The organism is Curtobacterium sp. MCLR17_036 (genome assembly GCF_003234445.2).
In the GTDB taxonomy this organism is placed as follows: domain Bacteria; phylum Actinomycetota; class Actinomycetes; order Actinomycetales; family Microbacteriaceae; genus Curtobacterium.
Genome location: NZ_CP126269.1, coordinates 676,463 through 697,418 on the forward strand (window position 1 = coordinate 676,463; position 20,956 = coordinate 697,418).

Annotated in this window: 28 protein-coding genes and 1 pseudogene; 11 read left to right on the top strand and 18 right to left on the bottom strand. The window is 67.4% G+C overall.

Annotated elements, in window-relative coordinates; genetic code table 11:
* Positions 1-18: 18 nt before the first annotated feature.
* The 4 genes from DEI99_RS03200 (at position 19) to DEI99_RS03215 (ending at position 2,358) form a co-directional block, all read left to right on the top strand.
* Positions 19-510 (top strand): signal peptidase II, encoded by a 492-nt coding sequence (locus tag DEI99_RS03200; RefSeq protein ID WP_158521905.1) that lies wholly within the window; start codon positions 19-21, stop codon positions 508-510.
* A complete protein-coding gene (locus DEI99_RS03205; RefSeq protein ID WP_099051938.1) occupies positions 507-1,244 on the top strand; it encodes a cytochrome c biogenesis CcdA family protein in 738 nt (245 codons plus the stop codon). The genes DEI99_RS03200 and DEI99_RS03205 overlap by 4 nt, the downstream gene beginning before the upstream one ends.
* 131 nt (positions 1,245-1,375) lie before the next feature.
* Positions 1,376-1,723: an ArsR/SmtB family transcription factor gene (locus DEI99_RS03210; RefSeq protein ID WP_079238223.1), complete on the top strand. Its 348-nt coding sequence runs from the start codon at positions 1,376-1,378 to the stop codon at positions 1,721-1,723.
* A complete protein-coding gene (locus DEI99_RS03215) occupies positions 1,720-2,358 on the top strand; it encodes a cation diffusion facilitator family transporter (RefSeq protein ID WP_079238224.1) in 639 nt (212 codons plus the stop codon). The genes DEI99_RS03210 and DEI99_RS03215 overlap by 4 nt, the downstream gene beginning before the upstream one ends.
* Positions 2,359-2,497: 139 nt before the next feature.
* Here DEI99_RS03215 and DEI99_RS03220 read toward each other — a convergent pair whose 3' ends face one another.
* Both DEI99_RS03220 and DEI99_RS03225 read right to left on the bottom strand, forming a co-directional pair.
* Positions 2,498-3,082: a uracil-DNA glycosylase family protein gene (locus tag DEI99_RS03220; protein WP_079238225.1), complete on the bottom strand. Its 585-nt coding sequence runs from the start codon at positions 3,080-3,082 to the stop codon at positions 2,498-2,500.
* Positions 3,079-4,176 (bottom strand): TDT family transporter, encoded by a 1,098-nt coding sequence (locus tag DEI99_RS03225; RefSeq protein ID WP_254700853.1) that lies wholly within the window; start codon positions 4,174-4,176, stop codon positions 3,079-3,081. Before DEI99_RS03225 ends, DEI99_RS03220 begins: the two co-directional genes overlap by 4 nt.
* A 136-nt stretch (positions 4,177-4,312) precedes the next feature.
* Here DEI99_RS03225 and DEI99_RS03230 point away from each other — a divergent pair, with 136 nt between their 5' ends.
* Positions 4,313-5,239: a LysR family transcriptional regulator gene (locus DEI99_RS03230; protein ID WP_079238227.1), complete on the top strand. Its 927-nt coding sequence runs from the start codon at positions 4,313-4,315 to the stop codon at positions 5,237-5,239.
* Here the strand turns inward: DEI99_RS03230 and eno are convergent.
* The 6 genes from eno to DEI99_RS03260 form a co-directional block, all read right to left on the bottom strand.
* Positions 5,224-6,558 carry a phosphopyruvate hydratase gene (gene eno, locus DEI99_RS03235; RefSeq protein ID WP_181434384.1) on the bottom strand — a complete coding sequence of 445 codons (1,335 nt, stop codon included), beginning with the start codon at positions 6,556-6,558 and terminating at the stop codon, positions 5,224-5,226. The genes DEI99_RS03230 and eno overlap by 16 nt on opposite strands.
* Positions 6,559-6,694: 136 nt before the next feature.
* On the bottom strand, positions 6,695-7,180 hold the full coding sequence (locus tag DEI99_RS03240; protein WP_079238229.1) for an inorganic diphosphatase: 486 nt from the start codon (positions 7,178-7,180) through the stop codon (positions 6,695-6,697).
* Between the two features lie 32 nt (positions 7,181-7,212).
* Positions 7,213-7,584: a fluoride efflux transporter FluC gene (locus DEI99_RS03245; RefSeq protein WP_079238230.1), complete on the bottom strand. Its 372-nt coding sequence runs from the start codon at positions 7,582-7,584 to the stop codon at positions 7,213-7,215.
* A complete protein-coding gene (locus DEI99_RS03250; protein ID WP_175349933.1) occupies positions 7,581-8,084 on the bottom strand; it encodes a fluoride efflux transporter FluC in 504 nt (167 codons plus the stop codon). Before DEI99_RS03250 ends, DEI99_RS03245 begins: the two co-directional genes overlap by 4 nt.
* Positions 8,081-8,824, bottom strand: coding sequence for a 2,3-bisphosphoglycerate-dependent phosphoglycerate mutase (locus tag DEI99_RS03255; RefSeq protein ID WP_111041197.1), 744 nt, complete (start codon positions 8,822-8,824; stop codon positions 8,081-8,083). Before DEI99_RS03255 ends, DEI99_RS03250 begins: the two co-directional genes overlap by 4 nt.
* Positions 8,821-9,327, bottom strand: a complete 507-nt coding sequence (locus DEI99_RS03260) for a universal stress protein (RefSeq protein ID WP_079238232.1) — start codon at positions 9,325-9,327, stop codon at positions 8,821-8,823. The genes DEI99_RS03255 and DEI99_RS03260 overlap by 4 nt, the downstream gene beginning before the upstream one ends.
* 262 nt (positions 9,328-9,589) lie before the next feature.
* Here DEI99_RS03260 and DEI99_RS03265 point away from each other — a divergent pair, with 262 nt between their 5' ends.
* The gene (locus tag DEI99_RS03265; RefSeq protein WP_502867012.1) at positions 9,590-10,351 is read left to right on the top strand and encodes an ABC transporter permease; all 762 of its coding nucleotides are present in this window, start codon (positions 9,590-9,592) and stop codon (positions 10,349-10,351) included.
* A gap of 200 nt (positions 10,352-10,551) precedes the next feature.
* Here the strand turns inward: DEI99_RS03265 and DEI99_RS03270 are convergent, their stop codons facing one another.
* Positions 10,552-11,211, bottom strand: coding sequence for a response regulator transcription factor (locus tag DEI99_RS03270; protein WP_079238234.1), 660 nt, complete (start codon positions 11,209-11,211; stop codon positions 10,552-10,554).
* Complete coding sequence (locus DEI99_RS03275) at positions 11,208-12,413, bottom strand: sensor histidine kinase (protein ID WP_284180937.1); 1,206 nt, start codon at positions 12,411-12,413, stop codon at positions 11,208-11,210. The genes DEI99_RS03270 and DEI99_RS03275 overlap by 4 nt, the downstream gene beginning before the upstream one ends.
* A 133-nt stretch (positions 12,414-12,546) precedes the next feature.
* Here DEI99_RS03275 and DEI99_RS03280 point away from each other — a divergent pair, with 133 nt between their 5' ends.
* From DEI99_RS03280 to DEI99_RS03295, 5 genes and pseudogenes are all read left to right on the top strand, one after another.
* Positions 12,547-13,194, top strand: coding sequence for a COG4705 family protein (locus tag DEI99_RS03280; RefSeq protein ID WP_202818728.1), 648 nt, complete (start codon positions 12,547-12,549; stop codon positions 13,192-13,194).
* Positions 13,195-13,198: 4 nt separating this feature from the next.
* Positions 13,199-13,249: pseudogene (locus DEI99_RS17200) on the top strand (hypothetical protein); the annotation flags it as partial.
* A 216-nt stretch (positions 13,250-13,465) separates the two neighbouring features.
* Positions 13,466-14,098: a DedA family protein gene (locus tag DEI99_RS03285; protein ID WP_079238236.1), complete on the top strand. Its 633-nt coding sequence runs from the start codon at positions 13,466-13,468 to the stop codon at positions 14,096-14,098.
* Positions 14,095-14,862, top strand: a complete 768-nt coding sequence (locus DEI99_RS03290) for a COG4705 family protein (RefSeq protein WP_258369293.1) — start codon at positions 14,095-14,097, stop codon at positions 14,860-14,862. The genes DEI99_RS03285 and DEI99_RS03290 overlap by 4 nt, the downstream gene beginning before the upstream one ends.
* A gap of 146 nt (positions 14,863-15,008) precedes the next feature.
* Positions 15,009-15,275 (top strand): hypothetical protein, encoded by a 267-nt coding sequence (locus tag DEI99_RS03295; protein WP_079238237.1) that lies wholly within the window; start codon positions 15,009-15,011, stop codon positions 15,273-15,275.
* 25 nt (positions 15,276-15,300) lie between these two features.
* Here the strand turns inward: DEI99_RS03295 and DEI99_RS03300 are convergent, their stop codons facing one another.
* The 8 genes from DEI99_RS03300 to DEI99_RS03335 form a co-directional block, all read right to left on the bottom strand.
* On the bottom strand, positions 15,301-15,462 hold the full coding sequence (locus DEI99_RS03300) for a hypothetical protein (RefSeq protein ID WP_158521907.1): 162 nt from the start codon (positions 15,460-15,462) through the stop codon (positions 15,301-15,303).
* 870 nt (positions 15,463-16,332) lie between these two features.
* Positions 16,333-17,361: a hypothetical protein gene (locus tag DEI99_RS03305; protein ID WP_079238238.1), complete on the bottom strand. Its 1,029-nt coding sequence runs from the start codon at positions 17,359-17,361 to the stop codon at positions 16,333-16,335.
* On the bottom strand, positions 17,361-17,606 hold the full coding sequence (locus DEI99_RS03310; protein ID WP_141399070.1) for a hypothetical protein: 246 nt from the start codon (positions 17,604-17,606) through the stop codon (positions 17,361-17,363). Before DEI99_RS03310 ends, DEI99_RS03305 begins: the two co-directional genes overlap by 1 nt.
* Positions 17,603-18,454, bottom strand: a complete 852-nt coding sequence (locus DEI99_RS03315) for an antitoxin VbhA family protein (RefSeq protein WP_145954457.1) — start codon at positions 18,452-18,454, stop codon at positions 17,603-17,605. The genes DEI99_RS03310 and DEI99_RS03315 overlap by 4 nt, the downstream gene beginning before the upstream one ends.
* Before the next feature lie 52 nt (positions 18,455-18,506).
* The gene (locus DEI99_RS03320) at positions 18,507-18,782 is read right to left on the bottom strand and encodes a hypothetical protein (protein WP_071295108.1); all 276 of its coding nucleotides are present in this window, start codon (positions 18,780-18,782) and stop codon (positions 18,507-18,509) included.
* Positions 18,782-19,837, bottom strand: a complete 1,056-nt coding sequence (locus tag DEI99_RS03325) for a hypothetical protein (RefSeq protein ID WP_146247079.1) — start codon at positions 19,835-19,837, stop codon at positions 18,782-18,784. Before DEI99_RS03325 ends, DEI99_RS03320 begins: the two co-directional genes overlap by 1 nt.
* Entirely contained in the window at positions 19,803-20,120 is a 318-nt protein-coding gene (locus tag DEI99_RS03330) for a hypothetical protein (protein ID WP_058741009.1), read from the bottom strand. Before DEI99_RS03330 ends, DEI99_RS03325 begins: the two co-directional genes overlap by 35 nt.
* Positions 20,113-20,706: a hypothetical protein gene (locus tag DEI99_RS03335; RefSeq protein WP_079238242.1), complete on the bottom strand. Its 594-nt coding sequence runs from the start codon at positions 20,704-20,706 to the stop codon at positions 20,113-20,115. The genes DEI99_RS03330 and DEI99_RS03335 overlap by 8 nt, the downstream gene beginning before the upstream one ends.
* Between the last annotated feature and the right edge of the window lie 250 nt (positions 20,707-20,956).

Sequence of the window (20,956 nt, forward strand, 5' to 3'; positions counted from 1 at the left end):
GCAAGCATCCGAGTGGTCGTGGTGCTGCTGATCGCCGCGGCCGCGCTCACCATCGACCAGCTCACCAAAGCGTGGGCACTGTCCGGCCTCGGCCCGTCGCGCACAATTGAGCTGGCTCCGGGTGCGACCCTCCAGCTCGTGTTCAACCCAGGCGTCGCTTTCAGCCTCGGCAGCGAGATGGGGCCGCCGCTCGCACTCGGCATCATCGCCCTGACGTTGTGCCTGGCAACGTGGGCAGTCGTGCGCGCCGTGCGCGGCGCCGACATGCTCGCCACTGGGCTGATGAGCGTCGCCGTCGGCGGCGCCGCAGGCAACCTCTGGGACCGCATCACCCGCGCCGAGTCCGGGCCACTCACCGGCGAAGTCGTCGACTTCATCAACATCGACTGGTTCGCCATCTTCAACGTCGCCGACATCTTCGCCACCCTGGGGATCGCCGGATTCGCGATCCGCTTCCTGATGCCGGGCAGGCACAAGGACGAGCCCGCGCCCACGGAGCGATCAGCGTGAACGGGAACCCCTTCGCGGAAGCGATCCTCAGCGGACAGCTCCTGATCGCCGTGCCGGTCGCACTCCTGGCCGGGCTGGTGTCCTTCCTCTCACCATGCGTCCTCCCACTCGTCCCCGGGTACCTCGGCTTCATCGGCGGTGTCGCAGAGCAACGCCGCCGCAGCACGCTCACCCTGGGCGTGCTCCTGTTCATCCTCGGCTTCACCGTCATCTTCGTCGCCTACGCCGCCGCATTCGGCGCCGCCGGCTTCTGGCTGATCCGCTGGCGCGACCTGCTCACGCAGATCCTCGGCGGCTTCGTCATCATCATGGGACTCGTGTTCATCGGCCGCTTCGGGATCCTGCAGCGCACCCTCAAACCACGATGGAAACCGGCCACCGGCATCGCCGGCGCACCCCTGCTCGGGATCGTGTTCGGGCTCGGCTGGACCCCCTGCCTTGGCCCGACCCTCACCGCGATCAACCTGCTGAGCCTGCAAGCCGCGAGCACCTGGAACGGCGTCCTGCTCGGCATCGCCTACTGCCTCGGACTCGGCATCCCCTTCCTCCTCCTCGCCCTTGGAACCACCTGGGCCACCACCGCGATCAGCCGCGTTAAACGGCACCTACGGACCGTGAACCTGATCGGTGGTGGCACGCTGATCCTCATCGGTGTCCTCATGGTCACCGGACTGTGGTCATCGCTGATGTACACGGTCGGCGCACACATCGGCCAGTACGTCACGCTCCTCTAACACCCAGGTGCAGCCCGCTGCAACGCATGGTCGACGGCGGCATCCCCATGGTCACGATCGAGCAAGCACCGCCCCAGAACCAATGGCCGACCTTGAACGCACGAACCGCGCTACGCCGATATCATCGGCATATGCCGATCGTAGAAGCGCGGGGCGATCTTGCCGCGGTATCGCTGTTCCACTCTCTCGCAGACCCGACCCGGCTGCGCATCCTGCGCCGACTCCGCCACGGGGAAGCTCGCGTGAGCGACCTCGTCGCGGAGCTCGGTCTTGCCCAATCGACCCTCTCCGAGCACGTCGCGTGCCTTCGCGACTGCGCACTCGTGGAGGGGCGGGCGCAGGGCCGGCAAGTGTTCTACAGCCTCGCCCGTCCGGAGTTGATGGACCTCCTCGAGTCCGCGGAGACACTGCTGCAGGCCACCGGCTACCAAGTCGATCTCTGCGGCACCTATGGCTCGGACGCGAGGGCTGGCGAATGAGCACGCTCACCGAAACCGAAACGGAGCAGCTCACCCGACGAGGGCTCCGCCTCGCGCAGTTCACCGTCGCATACAACGTCCTCGAAGGAATCGTCGCCATCACGGCTGGGATCGCCGCGGGACTCGTTTCCGTCATCGGGTTCGGTATCGACTCCGGAATCGAATCGATCGTCGCCGTGCTGGTGGGCATCCGCCTCGCCGCCAGGCTCCGCCACGGCGAAGCGGACGAGGGTAAGGAGCGACGCACGTTGAAGTTCGTCGCCGTGACGTTCTTCCTCCTCGCCGCCTACGTCGTGATCGATGGCATCCGCAGCCTGATCACCCACGAAACACCGGAGACCTCCCCGGTCAGCATCGTGCTGCTGGTCCTCTCGATCATCGTCATGCCGGTCCTCGCCGCACTCAAGACCCGAGTCGGCAAGAAGCTCGACGACCCGCTCATCCTCGCCGACGCGGCAGAAACTCGAATCTGTGTCCTCCTCAGCGTCGCGACCCTCATCGGACTCCTCCTCTACACCCTCACCGGCGCAGCCTGGCTCGACCCCGTTGCAGGATTCGTCATCGCCCTCTTCGCCATCCACGAAGGACGCGAGGCGTGGGAAGGCGAACTCGTGGAAGACGACGATGACGACTAAAGCGACCGCCTCATAGCGACACCGAATGCCGCCCAAAAGCCGACACCAAGCGCAGCTGCTCACACTCAGATGACTGGGCTGCTCACACACCCTGGCGTTCCGTCGGAACGGACGGTTGTAGCGGAATCGTTCGTATTCGCTACACCGGTCGCTTCAGTGCGGCAAGCTGGAGTGCTTGCACGGAACGTCGTTGTTGTTCCGCGCGGTGGCGGCCGTTGGCGGGAGAGGGGTGTGGCGCCGCGATGACGGGTATGAGTCTGGGGTGCTCGTCCAGGGTGAGATGCCGCATGACTCCGTCAAGGGCAACGGTCCCGTAAGTGACGATGGCGTCGAGCACGGGGAGCGCCTCGAGCAAAGCTCCGAGGGCGCGTCGCCCCTCGTCGATGTCCGCAGGTCGTACGCGGCCGGGGACTTCCCAGGGGATGAGGTTCCAGCGGAGGTACTCGTTGCGTGCGAGTCCGGACTCGATGCGGGCTGCGCGGAACGCGGCCGCGGTCGGGCCCGGGTTGTCCTCGCTGCAGACCGCCGCGTGCGCGGCGGCAATGGTCTGCGGGCCGGGCGACTGCATGAGGACCAGCACGCGGCTTGATGTGCCGCCGGATCGTGGGTCGAAGCTCGGGACGAACCGTCGCGAGCCGTCCGGTGCGGTGCGCCATGTCTCGGCGAGGGCGTTCAGCGATCGAACGTCCGCGAGCTCGTCCGCGAGCTCCTCGGCGGTGCTCACGCCGGCTGTGGCGGTGCCAGGAGGGTGCCTCGGATGACGGAGCCGTGGAAGGTGCGGACGGCAACGGTGATCCACGCGGCGACGAGGCCGACGTAGTAGACAACTGCGAGGACGGCGACGACGGTGAGTCCGGAGTGCAGGGCCAGGCCGTTCAGGCCGGTGACGCAGGTCCCGACGGGGAACGTGAAGGACCACCAGGTCAGGCTGAACGGCAAGTGCTCTCGGGCAGTGCGGATGGTGATCGCGAGGGCGATGACGGTCCACAGCAGCGCGAAGCCGAGCATCGCGAACCCGTACACCAGCGCCACGACCAGCAGGGCATGCGCGGTACTCGCATCGACAACGGTGGGGGCGTTCGATGCGAGGAGGTTCACGGCGGTGATCGACTGTCCGACCGGCCCGAGGACGATCCACAGAGTCGGGACCATGCCCGCGGCGCCGACCTTGTGCTGCGCGAGACGGTTCCAGATCAGCGTGATCACCACCAGCGACGTGATGAGGCTGAGGCCGAAGAAGCCGTAGCAGGACCACAGCAGCGTCTCCCGCGCCTGCCCGGCGGGAGCGTACGGCAGCAGGAGCGCACCGGTGGAGGCGGACACCATCGGCGGGACGATCGGCATCAGCCAACCGCCGAACGCGGAGTCGGGCGTGTTCTCGTGGCGGGTGAACGCCAGGTACGGCACGAGCACTGCCGTGAGCAGTCCTCCGATGGTGCCGATGCTCCAGAGCACCCAGTCGACGGTGACGGCAGCCGGGAGGCCGATCCAGTCCTTGCCGAGCAGGATCGTTCCGGCACCAACGGTGAGGAACGCCATCGGCGGTGCCCCGTAGAAGTGGGAGATGACCGGGTGCAGGTGGTGCTTCGCTGCGGTGCTCCGGTAGCGGATCCAGTGCAGCACCGTCGCGATCGTGAGGGCGACGAGCAGGACCGCGGCGATCGCCCATACGACCGTCGCCGCAGTGCGCAGACCTGGGAACTGCAGCGGCAACGACGCAGCCGCGACGGCGACGATCCCGGTCCCCATGATCGATGCGAACCAGTTCGGGGTCAGGTTCGACACGATCAGCCCGGGCCGCTCCAACTCCCGGAACAACCGCCGTTCTTGCACACCATGCTCGGAACGTGCGGGTGCGGGTGCATGGGCGAGGTGAGCGGACATGCACCCAGCGTGCGCGTGTTTCCCATGGTTCGGGAACGGCGAACTCGTTGGCGGGGCACAATGTTTGCTTGTGGCACTGCGACGGCTGACCGACCGGACCCTGGACCTCGACACTCTCGAGGTCCTCGTCCGCGTCGCGGAAACCGGTTCGTTGACCCGCGCGGCCGAAGTGTTGGGGGTGACACAGCAGGCGGTGTCTGCGCGACTGCGTGCCGCGGAGCAGGCGATCGGTCAGCCGCTGGCGCACCGGAGAGCATCCGGGACAGCTTTGACCGACGCCGGCCGGGTGGTGCTCGGTCTGGCCGTTCCGGTGTTGGAGGCGTCGCAGCGGCTCGAAGCAGGACTTGTCGCGCTTCGAGAACCGGCGGGATCCCTCGTGGTCGCAGCGTCGCAGACGATCGCCGAACTCTTGCTTCCTGGATGGTTGCTCACCCACCGTGCTGCCGCGCCCGATGCGCCGGTCCGATTGATCGCGGGCAACTCCACCGCTGTGATCGACCTTGTTCGCTCCGGCGCTGCCGACGTCGGATTCACGGAGACCCCTGCTGCGCCACCTGACCTCTCCTCTCTGGTGGTCGACGAGGACGAACTCGTGGTTGTCGTCGCTCCGCACCATCCGTGGGCGCGGGCTTCGAGCATCACCGCGGATGACCTCGCGGAGACGCCGCTACTGCTCCGTGAGGAAGGGTCCGGCACCCGCGCCACGGTCGAGGCGTGGCTCGACGATGCGGGCCGCACCCTCGTTCCGCCAGCGGCGGTACTGGAGACGACGGGCATCATCCGGGCCAACGCTCGAGCGGGCATCGCTCCGGCGGTGATGAGTCTCCGCACCGTCGGCAGGGACCTCGCCGACGGTGCCCTCGTCCGAGTGCCGCTGCTCGGCCCGCCGCTGATCCGGTCGCTGCGTGCGATCTGGTCGGGCCACCCCGGGCCTGCTGTCACGGCGTTTTTGGACACCGCTCGCAGCTCGAGTGCCGGTGGTCAGATCAGTCCGTAGGGCAGATCCGGGTGCTGCTCGGCGATCTCGGTGAGCCGGTTGTACTTCGCGACCCGTTCGCCGCGGGCGGGTGCGCCGGACTTGATCTGCCCAGTGCCGGTCCCGACGACGAGGTCGGCGATGAACGTGTCCGTGGTCTCCCCGGAACGGTGCGACACCATGCTGGCCATCCCGATGCTGGTGGCGGTGGCGATCGCGCCGAGGGTCTGGGAGACGGTGCCGATCTGGTTCGGCTTGATCAGTGCCGCGTTCGTCAGGTGTTGCTCGCCGCCGTCGCGGATGCGTTGGGGGTCGGTGACGTAGAGGTCGTCGCCGACGTTCTGGATCCGGTCACCGAGCGCCGCCTGCATGCGGCGGAACCCGTCATAGTCGTCCTCAGCGCACCCGTCTTCGATGCTGCGGATCGGGTACGTGTCGATGAGCTGCCGGTAGTAGTCGACCAACCCGTCCCGGTCGAGGCTGTCGTCGAGCATCCGATACGAGCCGTCTCCGAGGGAGAACTCGTTCGCGGCCGGATCGAGGGCGATCGCCACCTGGTCGACGCCCGGCTCGTAGCCTGCGGCGCGGATCGCGGTGACCAGCAGGTCGAGCGCTTCCTCGGGTGCAGCGATCGATGGTGCGAAGCCGCCCTCGTCGCCGAGGCCGAGGCTACCGAACCGGTCCCGCACCAGGCCCGCGAGGGCGTGGTACACGTCCGCGCCGATGCGGACAGCGTCGGCCATCGATGAGGCGTTGACGGGGGCGATCATGAACTCCTGGAAGTCGAGCTTGTTCGCTGCGTGCGCGCCGCCGTTGAGAACGTTGAAGTGCGGGACCGGCATCCGCGGCGTCGAGCCGGTGATCTCGGCGATCCACTGCCAGAGCGGGAGGCCCGCGGCGTGTGCGAGCGCCCGGGATGCGGCGATGGAGGTTGCGACGACGCTGTTCGCGCCGAGCCGGCGGTGCCCGGTGGTGCCGTCGAGTTCGGCGAGGGCGGCGTCGACCTGTCCGATTGCGGACCACGATCGCCCTGTGAGGAGGCCCGCAATGTCGGTGTTGATCAGGTGGAGCGCCTGGGTGATGTCGCGGCCGCCGAACGCTGTTCCGCCGTCGCGGAGCTCGATGGCTTCGTGGGCACCGGTGGATGCGCCCGCGGGGGCGTCGCCGGTGACGGTGCGGCCGTCGTCGAGTTCGAGCAGGACGCGGACGGTCGGGTAGCCGCGGGAGTCGAGGATGCGGGTGCTGTGGACGGCGTCGATGGTGACGGGGTGGTCGTGGTGGGTGACGTACTCGCCCTGGTGGGCTCCGTGGTGGTGGATGCCGCTGATGTAGTCGTTCATGGTGACGCTCCTTCTGGTCGGGTCATGCGTCGTGGTCGTGCGGATGGAAGGGAAAGCCGCGGGGAGGCGGAGGGGACGACCTGCTGGCGATCACTCAGCGCCAGTGCCTCCCCGCGGCGGTCAAGGGGCCCGTGGATCACGGGTGTCGGGTGTGGGCTTCCTGTGCGGTGCGGATAACGGCTTCGGCAGCAGGACGGTTGGCCCACCCGTTGGTGGTGACGTGCTTGCCGTGTTCGATCTCCTTGTAGTGGGAGAAGAAGTGCTCGATCTCGATGAGGGTGTGCTCCGGGACGTCGCTGATGTCCTGCAGGTCTTCGAACCGGTCGTCGCCGGCGGGGACGGCGAGGATCTTGTCGTCGCCGCCGTTCTCGTCGACCATGCGGAGCATCCCAACCGGGCGGACGTCGATCACGACGCCGGGGAACGTGGGGCGGGGTAGGAGCACGAGCGCGTCGAGGGGGTCGCCGTCCTCGCCGAGGGTGTTGTCGATGGAGCCGTAGTCCTGGGGGAACACCATGCTGGTGAACACGGCCCGGTCGAGCCGGATCCGGCCGGTGGTGTGGTCGACTTCGTACTTGTTGCCGCTGCCGCGGGGGATCTCGATCGTGACGTCGAACTGCATGGGGAGGTCCGTTTCAGGATGTGGGGTGGCGGTCACAGCAGACCGCCGAGGAGGATGCCGGCGGTCGCTGCGGCGACGGAGACGACGAGCATCCCGAGACCATTGACGGCGGCGGCGTTGATCCGGCCGCCGCGGGCGAGGCGGACGGTCTCGAAGCTGGCGGTGCTGAATGTGGTGTAGCCGCCCATCACCCCGGTCCCGAGGACCGCGACCGGCACCGCGCCGAGGTGTGTAGCAGCGCCGACGATGATCCCGAGTAGCAGCGACCCGGTGATGTTGATCGTCAACGTCCCGACCGGGAGCCGGAACTGCCGGCCCGTGTTGATCAGGCCGTCGAGAAGGAACCGTCCGGCAGCGCCGACCCCACCACCGGCCGCGACGGCGAGGACCAGGAGCGGGCTCATGCGCGCACCTCCCGCGGACGGAACCAAGACACGACGACGAGCCCGCAGGCGGTCGCGATCGCACCAGACAAGACGGTCAGGAGCGCGTACCCGGTGCCGGCGAGGCCATGCCCGCCCAGGAACAGCGCGGCGGTGGACTCGGCGAGTGTGCTGTAGGTAGTGAACCCACCGAGGACCCCCGTGCCGAGGAGGAGCCGCAGGACGCGACGGCGGCCCTGGTCGGGCCCGCGGTGCGCGAGCGCTTCCAGGAGCACACCGAGCAGCAGTGCGCCGGTGATGTTGATCCAGAAGATCGACCAGCTCACCCCACCATCTGCGGGGAGGAGGCCGCTGATGACGTCGCGGAGCGCGGTGCCGACGGCACCGCCGAGCGCGACGAGGCCAAGGTAGCGCCACCGCAAGTGCACGGGCCGCATGACCGGTCGCGGATCGGAAACATCGACGTCGGGGTCGGATGGGAGCTGATCATCGAGTATCGGGGTGTCCGTTCGGGTGGTCATGTTCCGCCTTCTGCCGCGACGAGAGCCGCGGCGTGATGTGCTGCAGGGTCGAGGTACTCCCCACCCCGCGGCTGCAACGAACCGGCGCCAGTCGGCCGGTACAGCAAGGGCTGCCCGGTGGGCAGGTTCAGCTCCGCCAGCTCCGCATCCGACAGGTCATCGATGCAGGCGCAGAGCGCCCGCAACGAGTTCCCGTGCGCGACGACCAACACCGTCCGCCCCGCCGCCACCGCGGGTAGGAGCCGGTCGCGCAGCACTGGGCGGATGCGGGTGATGACGTCGGCGAATGATTGCGTTCGCCGGACCGCCGCCCGCGGAAGACCCCGCAGGGCTGGGCTCCGACGAAGGGTGAGCCATTGCCGGAGTGGCATCGGTGCTGGTCGGCCGTCTCGGGAACGGCGCAGCCGCAGGTACTCGGCGTCCCCAAGCGCAGCGAGGGATGCCGCCTTGGTCATCCCGGTGAGCGCGCCGAAGTTCCGCTCGTTCAACTCCCACACCGCGGTGGTCGGGATGTCCCGACCGAGGACGTCGCTGACGAGGTCCGCGGTGTGGACGGCGCGCTGCAACGTCGACGTGAGGATCAGGTCCGGGATCACGTGGTGCACGGCAAGAAGCCGACCGGCCTGCTCGACGTGCTCCTCACCGCGAGCGGTGAGGAGCACGTCGAGCAGGCCCGTGAAGGTCCCGGCCTGGTTCGCGGTGCTCTCCCCATGCCGAAGGAGCACCAGTGCACCCGTCATGACGCATCCCACGGGAGCGGTTCATCGAACCCCACGGGGTTCACGGGGACCACGAGGACGGGACGGTGCTGCTGATGCGCGAGTCGCGCCGCGACCGAGCCGTTGAAGAACTCCGTGATCCGCCGGCGACCGGTTTGGGTGCCGACGACGATCATCACCGCGTCGCGTTCCTCGGCGACCGCGGCCAGCGCGCGTGCGGGATCGCCGACCTTCGCCAGCACCGAGGCGTGAACCGACCGAGCAGCGGCGATCTGCTCGATGACGGCCCGGTCAGTTTCGGGAAGATCCGCCGGCCCGGCGTCTGCCGAGTCCGGATCGATCGGCTCGATGATCTCGGACCCGTCCGCTCGATTCCCGGCTGACAGGAGCGCTGGGTCGACGGTCACGCACACAAGGGGAACCGTGAAGCGTTCAGCGATCTGCGCCGCGACCGTCACAACGTCACGCACCTGCCCGGCCCGCACGCCGACGACGACCGCGCCGGTCGGTACTGCTTGTCCCATGTCTTCTCCCTACCTCAGGCGCGCAGAAGCGCGACCAGCTGAGATAGGGACTGTTGTCGACGAGTGTCGAAGTTGGGTCCGGCAAGCCCCACTGCCGGGTCCGAAGACACCACCAGTATGCACCCGAATCGAATGCACCGCCGCGCCGATTTCCCGCCCCTTCCACCGCGCCGGATCGGCTATCGGACACCGGTGGGAGGGTCGGTCGGGGTCAGTCGTGCCGCAAGGGCCGCGGAGCCAGAGGCCTACAGTTCAGACGTGAGTGTTCGGAGCACGCGTGGCTGATCAGCTGACGCACGCGCTGCTCGGTGTAGTGCTGCTCCTTGGGGTCGCGTCTGCGGTGCTGGTCCTGGCGCGGGCGGAAGTGCCATGGGCGCCGGCCGTCGCGATCGTGCGTGGCGCGGCACAGCTGGCGGCGATCAGCCTGGTGCTGAGTGGAATCATCCGATCGCCGCTGCTGATCGGGGCGGCACTCCTAATGATGTTCTCCGTCGCTGTGGTGACTGCCGCGCGTCGACTCGGCAGCGTGTCCACGATGGCACTTCCGGTGGCGGTGTCCATGGCGTGCGGCGTCCTGGTGACCGGCAGCGTCGTCTTCGGCACGGGTGCGGTCGAGTTCAGCCCTCGGTACGCCCTCGCCATCGGTGGGATCGTGATCGGAAACGCGATGACGATTGCGACCATCAGCGGCCGGCGGTTCCGGGAGCTCGTGGCCGATCAGTGGGACGAGGTCGAGGGGTGGCTCGCGCTTGGAGCGTCACCTCGACGTGCGACGGAACGGCTGGTGCGTCGGGCGGTCAGCGCGGCGCTCGTGCCGACGGTAGATCAGACCAAGACGACCGGGTTGGTGACGTTGCCCGGCGCGTTTGTCGGAGCGGTGTTCGGCGGGTTGTCGCCGCTGGACGCCGGCCGGTTCCAGATCGTGGTGCTCGCCGCGATCATGGCCGCCGGATCGTGCACCGCGGTGTGCCTGACGCAGTGGTTGGCACCAGTCGCGACCAGGCCCACCACGTCAGCGCACTGACATGGGCTGAGGCTGAGACTTGGTCGTTCCTTGGTGTGCAGCGGCGAGGGTGGCCTCGGAGGTGGTTCCCCGTGGGCGTGTGGTTGGTGTGCGCAGTGGTCGTCGTGCTGCTGGTGATCGTCGGTTCGGTTGGAGCTGCTGTACTCGCAGTGGCCTCGGAAGCTGAGCGCGAGGGCCTCTTCGATGACTGAGCGGTGGCCTCAGACTGGTGTGCCGAGCCGGTATCCGACGCCGCGGATGGTGGTGATGAGGTCGCGGTCGGTCTTCCGGCGGATGTAGTGGACGTACGTGTCGACCGTGCCGAGCTGCTCGCCGTTGTCGAACACCGCGGACAGCAGATGCTGCCGGGTGAACGCGCGGGATGGTTCGCCCGCGAGCAGCCGGAGCAACGCGGTTTCCTTCTCGGTGAGCATCACCCGTCCCGCGTAGGGGGAGGTGATGCTGTGGTCCTCGGGGTAGAACGCCCACCCGCCGATCTCGACGCTGGTGCCGGTGCCGGTGTAGTCGCGGGTGAGCGCGCGGAGCCGGGCGGTGAGTTCGTCGAAGTCGAACGGCTTGACGAGGTAGTCGTTGGCGCCGGCGTCCAGCCCGGAGACACGGTCGTGGACCTCGCTAAGGGCGGTGAGCATCAGCACGGGGGTGCTGATGCGTCGCTGTCGGAGGGTCGCGATCACCGTGGTGCTGTCGATGCCCGGGAGTCGACGGTCGATGACCATGACGTCGAAGTACTCCGCGTCTGCGGTCTCGAGCGCGGATTCCCCGTCGGCGCAGAGCGTGACGGTCCACTGCTCGGCCAGCTCGTCCGCGACCAGCGGCCCGAGTCGGGGGTCGTCCTCGACGAGCAGCAGTCGCGGCATCATGCGCGGGCCTCCCGATCGTGTTCCGGTGCGCGGTCGTCTGTGATCGGGAGACGGAGTGCGAAGACCGTCCCGCTGCTATCGGTGTGCTCGACGACGACGACGGCGTCGCCGCCGGCTCTGACGGCGATGTCGCGGACCAACGCCAACCCGATGCCGTACCCCGTGCGGGTGCTGGTTGTCGTGGTCGCTTCGACGGGGGTGCCGTGAGCGAACCGGTCGAAGACCCGTGCTGGCTCGATACCGACCACGCCGGGGCCCTCGTCCGCGACGCGGATCGTCACGCGACCACCGTTAGTCACCGCGGTGATGTGAACGCTGCCACCGGCCCGGGTGTGGCCGATGGCGTTGTCGGACAAGGCAATCAGGCAGCGGTGCAGCTGGGTCTCCGACACCTGCACCACCGCGTCGACCGGGTCGACATCGAGGTGCACCTGCCGTTCAGTTGCGAGGACGTCCATGTCGCGGTGCACGGCTTCCATCGCGGCCCTCAGGTCAGCGGCGCCGTCCGAGCCACCCGACCCTGCAGCTGCTTCGAGGAGGTCGTTGACGATGTTGATCAAGATCTGCGTGTCGCCACGCAGCTCGTCGACGACCGGGCGCCGCCGATCGTGCGCCGGGGTCATGCGTTGCAGACGTTGCACGCGTGCATGGAGCACCGTCAACGGGGTGCGGAGCTCGTGGCTGGCGTCCGCGACGAAGGTGCGCTGCATCCGTGCCGCTTCCGCGATCGGCCGCACTGCTCGACGGGCGATGACCCATGCTGCGATGCCGGCGAGGATGATCGCGAGACCACCGACGCCGATGACCGCGATGCTCAGGTCGATGGTGTCGAGGTAGATGTGGATGTCGGTCGGCCCGGGGCGTTCGTGGAGCTGGTTCGGTGTCAGCTGCCACAACACGTACGTCACGACGAGGACGATGATCGCGATCACCAGCGCCGCTGACACGACCGCGACGCGGAGCGCAATCCCGACCACCGACCGTCGGTAGGTCAACCGGTCCGGGTCGGTCTCAGGACTCGACCGGAACGACCATCGAGCCAGCTTGTCTGCGACCGTTGACCGCCATCCTGCCGACATGAGACCCCTTCCGGACAAGCGACGCCGGAACGCGAGGGGGTGCGTTCCGGCGTCGCCGTGTTGGCTCGATCCTGCCTCACTCATGGCAACACCGGTGCACGGATCCTCACCGCCGCTGGTCAAGGAACGGCCAAGAAACCGATCTCCCCACCAGTCAGGCGTGATTCTTGGTGGAGTCTTGCGCGCCGCTTTCTACCGTCGGAGCATCGCCGGTCCCGCACACCGCGGCACGGCCCGTCCCGACGAGGAGAACGCCATGTCCCACTCGCCCGCAGCGCCGATGCCAACCCGGAGCCGCTCGAACAAGGTGCCTGATCCGACCGCGTCGTTCTGGATCATCAAGGTCCTCGCGACCACCGTCGGCGAGACCGCGGCTGACCTCCTCAGCGACACCGTCGGTCTGGGCTTACCGCTGACAACGCTGATCATGGCGGCCGCGCTGGCCGTGTTCCTGGTGCTGCAGTTCCGTGCCCGCAGCTACCGGCCGCCGCTGTACTGGATCACCGTGGTGCTGATCAGCATCGTTGGCACCTGCGTCACCGACAACCTCACCGACGGCCTCGGCATCCCCCTGGCCGTCAGCACCACCGTCTTCGGCGTCGCCCTGCTGGTCGTGTTCGCGATCTGGTACCGCGTCGAGGGCACCCTGTCGATCCACAGCATCGACACGGTCCGCCGCGAAGCGTTCTACTGGCTCGCGATCCTGTTCACGTTCGCACTCGGTACCGCTGCCGGTGACCTGATCGCCGAGCAGACCGGCCTGGGGTACTTCCCGTCCCTGCTGCTCTTCGCCGGCGCTATCGCCCTGACCGCTGCGGTCTGGTTCATCGGCCGTCGCGGTCCTGTCCTGTGCTTCTGGATCGCATACATCCTCACCCGTCCCCTCGGGCGCGTCCACCGGTGACCTGCTGTCCGCGTCCACGAAGGACGGCGGACTCGGGATCGGGACCGTCACCACGAGCGTCGTGTTCTTCGTCGTCATCGCCGCGATCATCAGCTTCCTCGTGATCCGGCTCCGCCGCGAGGAACCCGCGCAGCGGAGCCGACTCACCGTCTGACCCCGTTCGCTGGTGCCGCCGTCGACTCGAACGGCGGCTGCACCAGCCCGTCCCGTGAAAGGCACCTCGTGCTCCACACCGTTCCGCTCGCAGTGAGCGTCGTTCGACGCAGCCTCCGTGCTGCATGCGTTCGGCCCGTTCGTCCTCGCCGGGATCGCGCTGCTGATCTTCATCGAGTCCGGGGTCCTGTTCCCCTTCCTGCCCGGAGACTCGCTCCTCGTCACCGCAGCGATCATCAGCAGCACGCTCGGTGTGACACCGTGGCAGGTCGCCATCGTCGCCGCGATCGCCGCGATCGCCGGCGACCAGGTCGGCTACTGGATCGGGAAGCGCTTCGGGCGACGCCTGTTCAAGGAAGACGCCCGCATCCTCACCACCGCTCGACTCGACGAAGCGGAGGCGTTCTTCACCAAGTGGGGCGGCCTCAGCCTGGTCCTCGGCCGGTTCGTCCCGATCGTCCGCACCTACGTCCCCCTCGCCGCCGGCACCGCGCAGATGCACTACCGCCGGTTCCTGCTCTTCAACCTCATCGGCGCGATCTCCTGGGCCTGCGGCCTGACCGTTGTCGGTGTGCTCCTCGGCGGCATCCCGCTCATCGCTCACAACATCGACGCGCTGATGTTCGTCATCATCCTGGTCTCGATCCTCCCGATCGTCATCGGCGCACTCCGCCGCCACGTCGCTCGGAAGAACCGAGACACGTCCGCATCCGCGCCCGCATCCGCTGAGCGGACGGCTCGCGAGCAGTGAACACCACGCGAGGCGAGCTGAACCGGGTGCCGAAACCCACCGCATCGTTCTGGCTGATCAAGGTCCTCACCACCGGGATGGGTGAAGCACTCTCCGACTTCCTCGTCACACGCTTCGCCCCCGTCCCGACCGTGCTGATCACCGCGGTCCTCTTCGCGGTGATCCTCATCGTCCAGCTGCGGGCGGACCGATACCGGCCCTGGTTGTACTGGGGCACCGTTTCCATGGTGGGAGTCTTTGGCACGATGGTCGCCGACGTCACCCACGTCGCGCTCGGCGTCCCCTACGCGGTGTCGACGCCCGTGTTCCTCGCCGGGCTCGTCGCCGTCTTTGTCTTGTGGCGTCGCGTCGAGGGAACGGTCGACGTGCACACCATCACCAGCATCCCCCGGCAACTGTTCTACTGGGCCGCCGTGATCACCACGTTCGCAATGGGGACCGCCGCCGGAGACCTCGCCGCCAGCACCTTCCACCTCGGCTACCTCAGCGGCGGCCTCGTGTTCGTTGCCGCGATGATCGTCGTCGTCCTCGCACGGGCAACAGCGGTCCTCGGCCCTGTCACAGCGTTCTGGACCGCGTACGTCCTCACCCGACCGATCGGCGCATCCTTCGCCGACTACATCGCCGTCCCACACTCTCGAGGCGGCCTCGACGCGGGCACCGGACTCGTCAGCGCGGTCCTCCTCATTGCCATTGCCATTGCCTTCACGGTGAGTTGGAAGAACTCGACGCAGCCAGCACCATCCGCCGGAACTGTCCGCTGATTCACCAGCTACCGGGACGCGGTCACGACACAAAGCGAAGGCAGAAGGACGACACAAAGCGAAGCTGCTCACATGACTGGTCCCGGGGATGTTCTCGATGAGGGCCCGGGATGCGAACGTAGGTGCGGCCTCCTACTGTCGCGGTCATGGGTCGTCTCCGTTCGGATCGTTGGTTGCCCGGCTCGCCGTTCTCGCTCAAGGAGGATGCCCGTGGCACGGAGATGCGCGAACTGCCGAAGTCGTTGCCGGTGCATGCGTGGTTCCAGTTGCCCGACCGCCTGATTCGTCGAAGTGACGCCCATGCGTACCGCCTGACTCGGGACGCCGTCTGGGTGGAAGCCGGTCGCGGCGAGACCAAGCTCGCCGCCTGGGTGTGGCGCAGTTCGGGGAAGCACCATGGCAAGGTGATGTGACTTCCACCTAATCGATTGGTCTTCGTCAGCTGGGCAGGTTGTAGCGGAGGTCGTAGCTGGTGTCGGCGGCGAACAGCAGCCAGTTCCGTACTTCTTCGAGCGAGGCCGCGTCGTCGCCGCTGCGGGAGTCGGCTCGGGGGAGCGTGTGATGGCCAGACCGCAGATGCGCCAGTCGGCGCTGCTGCATCGGAGCGCACTCCGCGGGTAGACGATTGGCCCGCAGAGCGTGAACCTTCAGACGGGCGGCTGACAAGTGGCCCACGGTGACCTACCGCGGTCGGGCGCTGCTGGCGATCTCGCCGATGATGTCCATGTGGATGTCCTTGATGTCGTGTGGTTCGCGGCCACGTCTCTGTAGACACCGAACGGCCTCGACTCTGAGGAGTCGAGACCGTTCGGTACTTGACAGTTACAGCCCGACGCTGTAGCGGATAGCCACGTAGGCTGCAACCGCGAACTTCATCAAGTCGATGATCGCTCGCAGGTCAGGCGACACAGTGATCACGGATCGCGAGGGCTTCAAGATCCGCAACTCGACACGCCCAAGGCGCGCACGGATGTTGGCCAAAGTGGGCAGTTGGGGCCTAAACTGATAGCCATGAGGGGCGGGAGTTGACATGTTCCTGACTTTCGTGGTAAGGGCTGATTTCCGATCCGTGCCGGCAAGCTAGATCCGGAATGCAGTCCCGCTGGCGCCTCCAGTCGGAATCGACTGGAGGTTCTTGCGTTACGAGGCTCGAAACTGTGTTCGGCCTCAACTCGATCCTACGACGGACCACTGCCCTGCCGCACTTGTGTCTGATGGAAGTGTTACAGCCGTGTAGTTCTCCACAACGTCTTCCACAGTCTGAACAGTTCGGGTAATCCCGGAACATCAAGCATCCACGGCCGACCACCGACACTTCCCCACACCCGTGGACGCGCTCGATCCACAAGTGTGGAATCTTCGTCTCGGCGTGTCGGATCCACTCAAAGTCGCGTGTCGGACTTGTCTGCGGGCGCGCAGAAGTGAGACGGTGCTCGGTTGCTGACCGAGGAGCACTCCCCTGCGTCCTCGTCAGTTGGGCAGGTTGTGGCGGAGGTCGTAGCCGATGTCGGCGAGGAACTGCAGCCGGTTCCGCACCTCCTCGAGGGACGCTGTGTCGTCGGCGTTGCGGTAGTCGGCGCGGAGAATCGTGTTCGCGGTGATGATGTCGTCGGTGCGGTCCGTGTAGCCGGCGGCGGCCGCGGTGAGGAAGATCGCGGGGTCCGCTGGCCGGATGAGTTCGGTGCCGGCGAAGCCGATCGTGTCGGGTTCGAACCCGAGCGCGGCCATGTCAACTTCTTCCTCGGTGAACGCGACGAGCCGGTACGGCATCTCCCGTCTACTGATGGCGGGGTAGCCGGGCCGGGCGGAGATGGCGCGCCCGGAGATGCGACAGCCCGCACCTATGAGCCGTTCCGCCTGCTCGGCCAGCGGCAGGTCGGACGTCCATCGTGTCCTGACGCCGCCCGGTCCTGGATAGCAGGCGATAGCGAAGTCCACGAGGCCACCGACCTGCCGTGACTCCCACCCGATGTCCGTGCGGTGCACGCGCTTCCCGAGGCGTGCGAGCGCGTCATCTACCTGTCCGGCAGTGAGTCCGGCCTGCACGAGCTTGTCGAAGGTGGAGCCGTTGACGGCGAGCAGCCGTGCGACGGCGAAGGTGACGTAGATGGGGGCGGCGTCCTTCCATCGTTCCTTCGTCCCGAGGGCTTGTCTGCCGTCGATCCAGACGCGGCGCCGGTCGACGTCGACCAGCAGCACCGTCGCCGTCTGCTCCGCGAGCGCGATCTGCGTCGCAGTCACGGTCCGCGGGGCCAGCAGGAGCAGTTCCGCATCAGTCGGGTCGTCGTTGCGGGGGCGTTGGGTGAGGGTCGGGAAGCGTGCTCGGCGGCCGTCGGGGAGGCGGATTGTGTCGTGCGTCTCCACGACCGCGCGAAGCCCAGCGAGTTTCAGGACGGTGAGGGTGTCGGTGAGGTCGGTGGTGTCACCGAGCCCATACGGCATCGTGATCCGCGGCCGGCCGGCGTATGCGGCGGCGACCCATTCGAGCCTCAGTCCCATCAGCTTTGTTCTCCCGGGGTGTCGGGCCGGGTGATGGCGATCAGCCAGCGGGTTTCTTCGAGGAACGGTTCCCACCCGTCGCGGGTGTCCCCGTGTACTGGTTCGCAGATGTTGCCGGTGTCGGTGCTGCGGATGATGACCTGCCGCAGCTCGCTGCTAGGCGGGTCGCGGAAGAACACGTGCCCGTGCACCCCGGTGACGTCGTAGGAGACGTTGAGGAGGAACAGGTCCGGCCGGTTGGTCAAGGTCGCCACCGTCGTCCGCGGAACAGGGCGATGATCGTCGTCAGCGGTCGGCCTTCCCGCATCCAGTCGAGCGGGGTCAGGATCCGGTCGTCGACGGCGAGGAAGTCCAAGGGTGTGGTGATGAACTCCGTCATTGCTGCCGCGTCGAGGAGCGGCTGCGGGGCTGCCGCGTAGAGGACGTCAAGGCCTGGCAGCAGCGAGGACGGGTCGCCGAACTCGGGGAGGGCGGGCTTCACGAGTTGCCAGTCCGGGATGCGTTCTTCGCCATCGAGGTCGAAGCTCGTCAGCCGGCACGACTCGAACAGCTCCCCGACCTCGTCAATGCTGACCTGCAGGGCCGCAGCGACTTCGGGTTCGGTGAGGGTCGTGTTCAGGAGGTTCCGGCGGATTCGGGCCTGTGTGGTCTGCCACCAGTCCTCGGGAACGTCCGCCGGACCAACAGCACCGTGGTCGGGGGCACGGGGGATCTGTCTGCCTTCGTCGGCGTAGGCGCTGAGCTGCTCGCGGGTGACTTCACCGCGGGCGTACATCCACAGCTGCGACTGCCAGGGCATGTCGTCGGGGGACCCTTCCAAGTAGCCGGAGTGGATCACCGCCCGAACGGCTTTCTCCCGCTTCGCGATCTCGGAGGCGGGGATGAGGAGGGTCTGCACGATACGGTTCGCTTCCCGCACCGCCGGCACCGTCAGGTCCGACAGGACCGTGTTGGTCCTGTCGTAGAGCTCATACCCCGGCTCGACATCCACGGCGCGGACAAGGATCTGCGCCAGGTGTGCGTCCGGGTTCTCGGTGTCCTCGAGGAGGACATGCCCCGAGAGGATCCGGTCGTTCGAGAGATGCAGGGACACCAGATGCATCATCAGCAACTACCTCCAAAGGGACGGGCGTGAGCAGAGCGGATCAGGGCTGGGGGAAGTCGGCGGGAGTGCGGCCGATGCGTTCGGGCGTGTAGCGGAGGAGGAACCGCATGATGCGTTCCGCCTCGACCATCGCCGGGACCGAACGATCCTGCCCGTCCGGGTCCACGTTGGTGAGCCGGAACCAGGGCGGTTCATCCGTGTGGTCCACCAGGACCGCGGCGGGATTGTCGTCCGGGTGGGTGGGGTCGGTGAACATGACGGAGCCGAAGAATCGGGTGTCGTCGTACGCCAACGTCAGTGACAGCAGTTGCAGCATCAGCCCTCCCTGCCCTCACCGCTGCCGGGGTGCCAGCGAAGGTCATGGGCAAGGTCCGACTTGAAGTGCAGCAGCTGCCGCAGCCCGTTCACCGCATCCGTGTTCGCGGCCACCCAGCTGTCTTCGTAGAGAACGTGCGCGGTGATGAAGTCGTCCGCGCAGCACCCCTCAGCGCCGGTCAGGACGGTGGTGTCCTGCGGGATGACGACCGACACTGTCGCCTCATTCATAGTGGCGGGCTCGTAGCCGAGCGCCTGCATGTCGGGATGCTCGGCGAAGAACGCGGTCAATCGGTCTGGCGGGACGAGTACGCCGGACTGCTGCGCCGCCCACCGGTCCGACATCACCCCACCCAACGCAATCAGCTGGTCCGCCTGCTCGTCGATGGTGGTGTCGCGGCGCCAGCAGGTCCGGATTCCACCGACACCGGGGTAGGCCGCCAGCGCCCAATCGCACAGGGCGGCGCGATCGGCTGCTTCCCACCCGATCGGCGTGAAGAACACGTGTGTCCCGAGAGCAGGCATCGCGGCACGCACAACATCAAGTGGAATGCCGATGCGGTCCGCGATTGACTGAGAACCCCCGCCGTGGATGGCGATGGCGCGGGCGATCGCGAACACGGTCCGCCACCCTGGGGTCGCTTCCCGTTGCATCGACGTGCCGGACAGCTGCCGCCCGTCAGCCCACACCCGCCCGCGTTTCCCGTTCACGACCACCAGGTCGGGGTATCGGCGCACCAGTGACAGCACCCCGCCCTCGGACCCGCCGGGCAGGAGGATCACATCATCCACCCGGCCCTCGCCGCCGTCGCCGTCGGTGACGGTGGTGGTCGGGTCCGGGGTGGCGAGAAGCGCCGTGCGGCCGTCGTCGAATCGGAGCCGGTCGAACGTCTCCACGCGTGCGGTCAGCCCGGCAGCAGCGAGGGCGGTGAGGGTCTCGGTGATGTCGATCGTGTAGCCAAGCCCGAACGGCAGCGACAGCATCGACTGCTCATGCCGGATGGTCCGCACCCGCTGCCGGTCAGACATCAGCCGCACCAGCCGCTTCAGGACCACGCCCCACCGCACGAAGCTTCGACAGTGCGTCCATCACTTGAGTCGCTGCCTCACGCAGCGGGTCCGCAGGATCCGACAATGGTGTTCCGTTCAGGAGCGTGAACACCCACCCGTCTTCGCTGGTGCGGACGTTGACGGTCCGCTGCAGGATCTTCGGCCCGGTGGAGTTCGTGAACGTCATTCCGGCCAACGTCGGCCAGATCCCGGCGTCGAACTGCGCCGACAACGACAGCAGCCGCAACGGCACCGGCTCGAATCGCAGCGCCGCCCCACGCTCAGGCATCGCCAGCCAACCGTGGGTCGTCTTCGGAGAGCCGCTCGAGCCCGAGCCCTGATGCGTCGAGGATGGCGTTCTCTGACTCTTCGGTGGCTACGAACGACCCGATTTGCGCGTTGATCGCGACAAGAGTCCCGATCCGACTCCGCGCGTCCAACACGACCGCGGCGACCTCCTCAGCCGTGCAGTCAGACGTGAGCTCCGGCTTCGATGGGTGCAGGGCAGGGAACTCGAGTTGCTGCACCGGCGGGTGCCACTTCACACCGATGCGCAGCACACGGCCGTCGGTGTCGTTGCGGTAGAACATCGACCCGAACGGGTGCCCCATGTCGAGCGTGAGGTCCGCACCGTACAGCGTCCAACCCTTGGCCGCGTAAGCGGGATCCCAACGCTGGACGGTGAGAGCACCGAGCCCCATCTTCAGGCCCGGGATCAGCGCCTGGCCGTCCTGCAGTTCGGCGTAGAGGGCCTGGAGGTTCGGGGGACTCTGGTCGCGCAGGTCCGATAACGGGATGCGCGCCATGCCACGAATCGCGGCGAGCTGCTGACGCTGCTTCGCGGTCAGCGCCGTCTCGTCGGGGCTGCCATTCACGAAGCAGACCCGTCACCGGTCTCGGCAGTCCTCTCGGGACGCCCGGTCGGACTGGTGATGGCACTCCTGGTGTGACTCGCGATGCGACGCATGTTGCGCACGCTACGAGGCCCGCGCCACTCATGGGGCCGTTCGAACGGCGCCGAGTCCACCAGCAGGAAAACCCGTCGCCGCCACGCGCTTCAGCGACTCCTGAGTCCCAGTCCGAACTCCCAGCCCGGACTCCCCACTCCGGGGGTCAGAAAACGCC